The organism is Polynucleobacter sp. 35-46-11, from assembly GCF_002281105.1.
Genome location: NZ_NCFJ01000008.1, coordinates 20,732 through 27,702 on the forward strand (window position 1 = coordinate 20,732; position 6,971 = coordinate 27,702).

Genomic DNA, 6,971 nt, shown 5'->3' on the forward strand with positions numbered 1-6,971 from the left:
TGCATTTTTAAGTGTTTACCCTTAAAGCATTTCATCTGATGATACTTTAAATTTCATTAGAGAAAATATTAACTAAAAATAAGAGACAGTGCAAACAAAAAAGAAAGTCGCCCCTAAGGCGCAAGTAAGTCCAAGGACGCCAAAAAAAGTTTCAGCTAAAAAACCTGCAACACAGGTGAAGCTGCCGCCTGAGTTCACCATGAAACAGGTGAAGGAAATTGTTGCCCTCATTAAAGATGCGGGCGCCTTCACTACGTTTGGATATAAAACGGATGAATTTGAAATTGAGATTTCAGTAGGGGCGAGCAGTGCGCCTCCTGCTAATGCGTATGTAGCAGCACCAACATTTGCGCCTGCTCCTGTAGTGAGCGCAAGTCCTGCCTCTAGCCCTGCGCTAACCCTTTCTTCTTCTGAGCGCGTCATTGTTAGTCCAATGATCGGCACTTTCTATCGCAGGCCAAGTCCAAACTCCCCTCCATTTGTTGAGGTTGGCGATAGTGTTACGCCAACCACGGATGTCTGTATTGTTGAAGTAATGAAGTTGCTAAATACTATTCCGGCGGAATGCGTTGGTAAGGTCTCGAGGATCTTGGTTGAGGATGGTGCAACGATTGAGGTTGGTCAGGCTCTGATGGTGATTGAGGTTGCGTGATGATTAAGAAGAAGCCATTCGAAATGATTGATGTCACTTTACGTGATGCCCATCAGTGCCTTTGGTCTACTCGTATGACTACACCCCATATGTATCCAGCCTTAGCGGATATTGATCAGGCTGGATATGGATACATCAACATTTTAGGCGGTGCAGTATTTGATGTGATGGTTCGCTTCTTGCGTGAAGATCCATGGAAGCGCATGGCATTTCTTAGCAAGGAACTGAGTACGCCAACGGATGCACTCACTCGCGGACAAAGTATTTATACCTTTGAATTATTTCCAGATGATGTGGTTGAGCTCAATATTGAATTATTGGCACAGTCCGGCGTTAAGGTCTTAACTGTCTATGATGCGTTAAACGATAACCGCAATATCGAGTCCTCAGTTAAGGCTGGCAAAAAGAATGGCATGCTGATCAACGCTATGTTGACCTATGCCTTAAGCCCTGTTCATGATGATGCTTACTTTATTGCGCGTACACATGAGTTGGTCAAGTTGGGTGCAGATTTTATTTCCGTAAAGGACCCTACAGGCCTATTAACTCCTGAACGCGCTAAATCTCTTTTTCCAGCGGTCGTCTCAGCAGCTGCTGGTATTCCCATTAAATTACATTCCCACTGCCAATCTGGCTTAGCTCCATTAGTTTATGAGGAGGCCATCAGGGCTGGCTTTGCATATGGTTATGTCGCAACAGATTGCCTTGCGAATGGTGCTTCACTGCCATCAGTGCTGGATGTGTATGCAAGCGCGCAAAAATTGGGTCGCGCACCAAAGATGAATCAATCTGCTTTGCAAAAAGTAGATGAATATTTTGATTGGCTTTGTGCGCGGGATAATTTTTCTCGTGGCGAGAAGGCAAGCTATGACCCGGCTTTGTATGAACATCAAATACCTGGTGGGATGATTTCGAATTTAAGGGCGCAACTTGCCACAATGGGTATTTCTCATAGAGAGGCAGAGATTTTGGAGGAGACAGCAAGGGTGCGCGAGGATTTAGGTTATCCCATCTTAGTTAGCCCATTTGCACAATACATCGTGACACAAGCAGTTCTCAATGTAATGCAGGGCGAGCGTTATAAAACGATCCCTGATGAGATAAAACTCTACCTCAAAGGACATTATGGAAGATTGGCGGGTACGCCAAGTGCTATGGTCATGGAGCGTGCCAAGGTGGATTACGACGCTTCTCGTCGTCCGGGTGAATTGATTGCCCCAGCCTTACCGGGCTTAAGAAAAAAATGGGGTCGCTCCGTCAGTAGGGAGCAGTTAAGCCTGCATGCTTTTTATCCTGAGAACCTAGCATTGGGCTTAAAAGATGGTGCTCAGGCTGCTTTGCAGCAAGGCCTTGTATTGCAACCTTTCACCGAGTTGGTGAAGTATTTGGTGATGAAAAAAGAATATAAAAATATTAAAACTAAGTTGGGTGGTATCGAATTAAGTTTCACGAGTTAATTTTTTTTGACGTTCCGCTGTTGGTATTAAGTGCAGTAATTCCATGATTAAGGAGATCGTAATGAAGAAATTTAGCGCATCACGTCGTATATTTTCTGTGTTAGCTGTAGCCATGCTATCCGGAGCCCCAATGCTTTCAATGGCTCAAAATGCTACAAAATTCAATGACTATGGTTGGCCAGAGGGTGCTGATGAAAAGGTCTCGGCTAAGTCTGTGGCATGGCTCAAAGAAAAGGGCTGGTGGCCATTACAAATCGCCTTTCAACCACCATGGTCCGGTCAAAACACGGTTAACTTGGTGATGGATAAAAAAGGCCTTTTAGCTAAGCGCGGCATTGAGTCCAAGCTTCAAGCCTTCCCATCTGGACCTGCTATCAATGAGGTCATTATTTCTGGACGCTTTCAGTTTGGTAACGGCGGTAACTTCCCATTCACATCACTGATTGATAAAAACATCCCTGTTAAAACAATTGCGGTGATTAATACCAACTTGATGCATGCGGTATTAGTGCCAATGGACTCCAAGATTAAGTCCTTTAAGGACTTCAAGGGCTCCAATCCTCCTGCCACAATTGGTATCGTGACCGGCTCTTCAGCTGAGTTTTACATTCAAGCTGCAGCCAAGGCTAATGGCATTGAGATTGGTAAAGATATTATTTTGAAGAACATGCCTCCAGGTGAGCAAATGGCGATGCCAAAGGGTATCGATGCTGTAGTGCCATGGGATCCAACCCCAACCATCATGGCTAAAGAGCGTAAGAATGCAAGAATCATCAGTGATAGCTACCCTTACAACATTTATGCTGGTACTTTCTATGTTCGCCAAGAGGTAATTGATAATGCGCCTGATGTAGTGCAAGCATTCACCGATGCAATTGCAGAGGCGACATTGTGGATTAGAAAAAATCCTGATGCTGCGGTAGATGTGATGCAAGAAGATCCTAACTTGAAGAACTACTCAAAAGAAATCTTGCGGCAACAAATCACGGCATACAACTTGCTAAATAAGCCTAACTACATTTATCCAATTCCAGTGTTCTGGGGTCGTGCAAATGAGCCTATTTATACATGGCTATATGAGAACAAGCGTATTCAGAACAAGCTAACCGGCATTGATTTTGCACGCGCTGTAGATACCCGTTTTATGGATAAGACATTTGACAAATTGGGATGGGCCACTATCTCAAGACCACCTTTCTTGCCAGCAAGCTGGTCCGCTCCATTGGATAAAACCCCGTATCCAACTTACATGAATCCGTTGACCACATCTACACCTCAAGCTTTCCCAGAAAAAGGTGACCTCACTAGAGATTGGTCTTTCGATGGCAAGACTTACAAGAAATAAACCATGCAAATAATAAATTTTTTCAAGCAATTTCGTCGTTTAGCTTTTTTGATTATTTTGCTTGCCGCCTGGGAATACGCCAGTCGGTTTCTTCTAGATAAAACAGAAGCTACTTTGTTGCCACCTCCTTCGGGGGTGGCTAAAGGTGGCTATGAATTAATGAAATCCGGAGAAATCTGGAAGCATTTATTTGATAGTTTATCCAGAGAGTTTGTAGCATTTTGTTATGCCTCCGTTGCTATCCCCTTGGGGATAGTGATGGGGTGTTTTAAATGGGTGAACGAGCAAGTGGATCCGATTGTTGAGATTCTGCGACCTATTCCGCCAATTGCTTGGATTCCTCTCAGTATTTTGTGGTTTGGTGTGGGTAACACTCAGAATCAATTTATCATTTTCTTGGGAATTTTCTTCCCGATTCTTTTGAATACGATTGATGCGGTTAAAAATGTTGAACCCAATTTGATTCGTGCTGCTCGTTGTTTGGGTGCCGGTTCATGGGGTGTGATTACGCGAGTAGTTTTACGAGCCGCACTACCGCAAATCGTTACCGGTATCCGGATTGGTTTAGGGGTAGGTTGGATGGCCTTGGTTGCAGCAGAATTAGTGGGTGCAAATTCAGGCCTAGGATTTTTAATTAATGATGCAAGAACTGTTTTGCGTACAGACTATATTTTGGTAGGCATGCTAGCTATTGGACTCATTGGATTGTGTTTGGATAGGCTGATCCGTTATACAGCTCAAAGACTGATGCCATGGTCCAGAGCTCTCAATGCTTAATGTATTTGCCAACCAATTATTCATTAGAAATAGATAAACCCATGCAAGCTCTTAAAGTAGAAAAAATTCGTAAAATTTATCCCTCGATGCACGCTAAGGGTAAAGAAGTTCTTGCAATTGAAGATATTTCCTTGGAGGTGAGCAAGAACGAGTTCTGCTCAATCTTAGGTCATAGTGGTTGCGGTAAAACAACCTTGCTCAATCTGATTGCAGGTTTTGAGGTGCCAACTTCCGGTCGTATTGAATGTGCCGGTAAGTTGGTTACAGGGCCGGGGGCTGATCGCTCCATGGTGTTTCAAGACTACGCTTTATTTCCTTGGTTAACCGTCTATGACAATATTGCTTTTGGCCTAAAGATCAAAGGCGTAGGCTCTTCCGAAATTAATAATATTGTTACTCGCTTTGCTGCTCTGGTTGGATTGAGTCAATTTACTAGTCATTACCCCCATCAACTTTCTGGTGGTATGAGACAGCGTGTTTCTATTGCGCGTGCTCTAGTGGTTGATCCAACTGTTCTTTTGATGGATGAGCCATTTGCCGCCTTGGATGCTCAAAATCGAGCCATGATGCAGGCTGAGATGATTCGCATTTTGAATGAAGAAAGCAAGACAGTGGTACTCGTTACACACAGCATCGAAGAGGCCATTAATCTCTCGGATGTAATTGTGGTGATGACGCGTCGCCCTGGAAGGGTGAAAGAAATTATTCGCGTTCCTGAGCCCCGTCGCATGGTTGAGGATACACCTGCCTATTTAGAAATCCGCCGTCAGATTCGCGATCTCATTGCCGGTGAGCATGATGTTAGCGAGGCCGTTTGATTCCTGAGAACATAGCTGCGATTGGCATATTGCTATTCGCAGCAGTTTTTGGGGGTTTTATTCGAAGGTTAAGTGGGTTTGGAGGGGCGCTTATTATGACGCCTCTTTTAATGTGGGTGTTCTCTATCCCATTCTTAATTCCAATTGTGATGTGCTCTGAGGTTTTTGGCGGGGTCTTGCTTTCCCGCCAATGGAAAGTGCATGCAGAAGATCGTTCACGACTTTGTCTCATGTTATTTTTTTCGGCAGTTTTTTTACCTCTCGGCATTTGGTTGGGTAGGCTTATTCCGCTGGTGGCTCTGAAGACAGCTACGAGTTCGGTGGTGTTGTTTTTTGCTAGCTACTTGTTATTGCAGCCCCATTTTCGGCTAACCAACTCTACTGCTTTGGATGGTTTAGCAGGGGGTCTTTCGGGCCTATTGTTGGGTGCTTGTGGTATTGGTGGTCCGCCGGCCGCACTCTATCTCAATTCAACCACTCAAGCATTTGATAGAACTCGCTCTTTGTTATCCCATTTTGTTTCAGGGATCTCTTTATTTGCGATCCTGGCAGCAAGCTTGATGGGCGGAGGATTGGAATGGGTGCCATATCTACTCTTGGCAATACCCTCATATTGGGTGGGCTTGAGGTTTGCTCAAAGAATTCTAAATTCCCACACAATTTCAGATGGCACATTAAAGCGCATCTGTTTGGGGCTCTTGATTGCAAATGCAGCTTTTAACTTGGCATTCCTTCTCATATTTAAATAAGTGCAAGAGCGCGGGTTGTTATCAGATTCACGGTCGAAATAAGGGGCTAAGAGCCTCCATCCAAAGCGCTTCTCGATATATTTCCCCGGCCAATTACTTTTCTACAAAGGCACGCTCAAATACATAATCGCCAAGTTGACCAAGACTTGGAGAGACCTTAAAACCTTTCGCATCGAGCATTTCAGCGGTCTCCTTGAGCATGGATGGGCTACCGCAAATCATGGCTCTATCTATGCTTGGGTCAAGCGGTGGCAAGCCAATGTCTTTGAACAATTGCCCAGACTCTATTGCAGTTGTCAGTCGGCCGGTATGCTTGAATGCTTCTCGTGTAACTGTTGGGTAGTAAACCAGTTTTTCGCGAATGATTTCACCCAAGAATTCATCTTGACTCAACTCATTTTTAATGTAGTCACCATATGCCAGCTCACTCACTAAGCGAACGCCGTGGATAAGAACGACTTTTTCAAATTTATCGTAGGTTTCAGGGTCCCGAATAATGCTCATGAAGGGTGCAAGACCTGTGCCGGTGCTAAATAGATAAAGATGTTTTCCTGGATTAAGGTCATCAATAACCAGGGTACCAACAGATTTCTCACTTACCAGAATTGGGTCGCCCACCTGAATCTTTTGCAGGCGAGAAGTGAGAGGGCCGTCCTGGACTTTAATGCTTAAAAATTCTAAATGCTCTTCATAATTTGGGCTAGCTACGCTGTAAGCTCTCACCAATGGCTTTCCTTCAACTTCAAGACCAATCATTAGGAAGTGGCCGCTACGAAAACGCAGTCCTTTATTTCTGGTGGTGGTAAAGCTAAAAAGAGTGTCATTCCAATGGTGAACGGTGAGCACAGTTTCGGTGTTGTAGGCTGCCATAGTGACTTTTAATCAGTAAGAATGAAGTTGTAATTATCCTCATTCTTGAATCTTTTTTATAGATTCAAGAATATTTGCTTGATAAAAATCAATAGAATGAAGCGATATTTTTTCTTAGACCCTGTTTTTCTTGGATTTGAGGCTTATTACTCTCAAAACAGGCTAGACTGCCCAATTGTCTTTGCAAGGTAATTGCCATGAATTCTGATCCCCATCAATCGATAATTCAACGAGGGGGATTGTATGTCCTAATTCAGGGAATCTTGATTAGCCTGATCTTATTTGGGCCTAAAGGACCCCCTT

Annotated in this window: 7 protein-coding genes; 6 read left to right on the forward strand and 1 reads right to left on the reverse strand. The window is 44.0% G+C overall.

From position 1 onward, the window contains the following. Positions 1-88: 88 nt before the first annotated feature. From accB to B7Y67_RS01755, 6 genes are all read left to right on the forward strand, one after another. Positions 89-652 carry an acetyl-CoA carboxylase biotin carboxyl carrier protein gene (accB, locus tag B7Y67_RS01730; RefSeq protein WP_293597046.1) on the forward strand — a complete coding sequence of 188 codons (564 nt, stop codon included), beginning with the start codon at positions 89-91 and terminating at the stop codon, positions 650-652. Further along, complete coding sequence (locus B7Y67_RS01735) at positions 652-2,109, forward strand: pyruvate carboxylase subunit B (protein ID WP_293597047.1); 1,458 nt, start codon at positions 652-654, stop codon at positions 2,107-2,109. The genes accB and B7Y67_RS01735 overlap by 1 nt, the downstream gene beginning before the upstream one ends. 61 nt (positions 2,110-2,170) lie before the next feature. Further along, positions 2,171-3,454, forward strand: a complete 1,284-nt coding sequence (locus B7Y67_RS01740; RefSeq protein ID WP_293597048.1) for an ABC transporter substrate-binding protein — start codon at positions 2,171-2,173, stop codon at positions 3,452-3,454. 3 nt (positions 3,455-3,457) lie between these two features. Continuing rightward, positions 3,458-4,231, forward strand: a complete 774-nt coding sequence (locus tag B7Y67_RS01745) for an ABC transporter permease (RefSeq protein ID WP_293597049.1) — start codon at positions 3,458-3,460, stop codon at positions 4,229-4,231. A gap of 41 nt (positions 4,232-4,272) precedes the next feature. Next, positions 4,273-5,049, forward strand: coding sequence for an ABC transporter ATP-binding protein (locus B7Y67_RS01750; RefSeq protein ID WP_293597050.1), 777 nt, complete (start codon positions 4,273-4,275; stop codon positions 5,047-5,049). 29 nt (positions 5,050-5,078) lie between these two features. Continuing rightward, entirely contained in the window at positions 5,079-5,798 is a 720-nt protein-coding gene (locus B7Y67_RS01755) for a sulfite exporter TauE/SafE family protein (protein WP_293597052.1), read from the forward strand. Positions 5,799-5,891: 93 nt separating this feature from the next. Here B7Y67_RS01755 and B7Y67_RS01760 read toward each other — a convergent pair whose 3' ends face one another. Beyond that, on the reverse strand, positions 5,892-6,668 hold the full coding sequence (locus B7Y67_RS01760) for a ferredoxin--NADP reductase (protein ID WP_293597051.1): 777 nt from the start codon (positions 6,666-6,668) through the stop codon (positions 5,892-5,894). Positions 6,669-6,971 lie beyond the last annotated feature (303 nt).

Excerpts from the sequence above, each read along its gene's own strand:
- B7Y67_RS01735 (WP_293597047.1), top strand. The coding sequence starts at position 652 with ATGATTAAGAAGAAGCCATTCGAAATGATTGATGTCACTTTACGTGAT.
- B7Y67_RS01740 (WP_293597048.1), top strand. The coding sequence starts at position 2,171 with ATGAAGAAATTTAGCGCATCACGTCGTATATTTTCTGTGTTAGCTGTA.
- B7Y67_RS01745 (WP_293597049.1), top strand. The coding sequence starts at position 3,458 with ATGCAAATAATAAATTTTTTCAAGCAATTTCGTCGTTTAGCTTTTTTG.
- B7Y67_RS01750 (WP_293597050.1), top strand. The coding sequence starts at position 4,273 with ATGCAAGCTCTTAAAGTAGAAAAAATTCGTAAAATTTATCCCTCGATG.
- B7Y67_RS01760 (WP_293597051.1), bottom strand. The coding sequence starts at position 6,668 with ATGGCAGCCTACAACACCGAAACTGTGCTCACCGTTCACCATTGGAAT.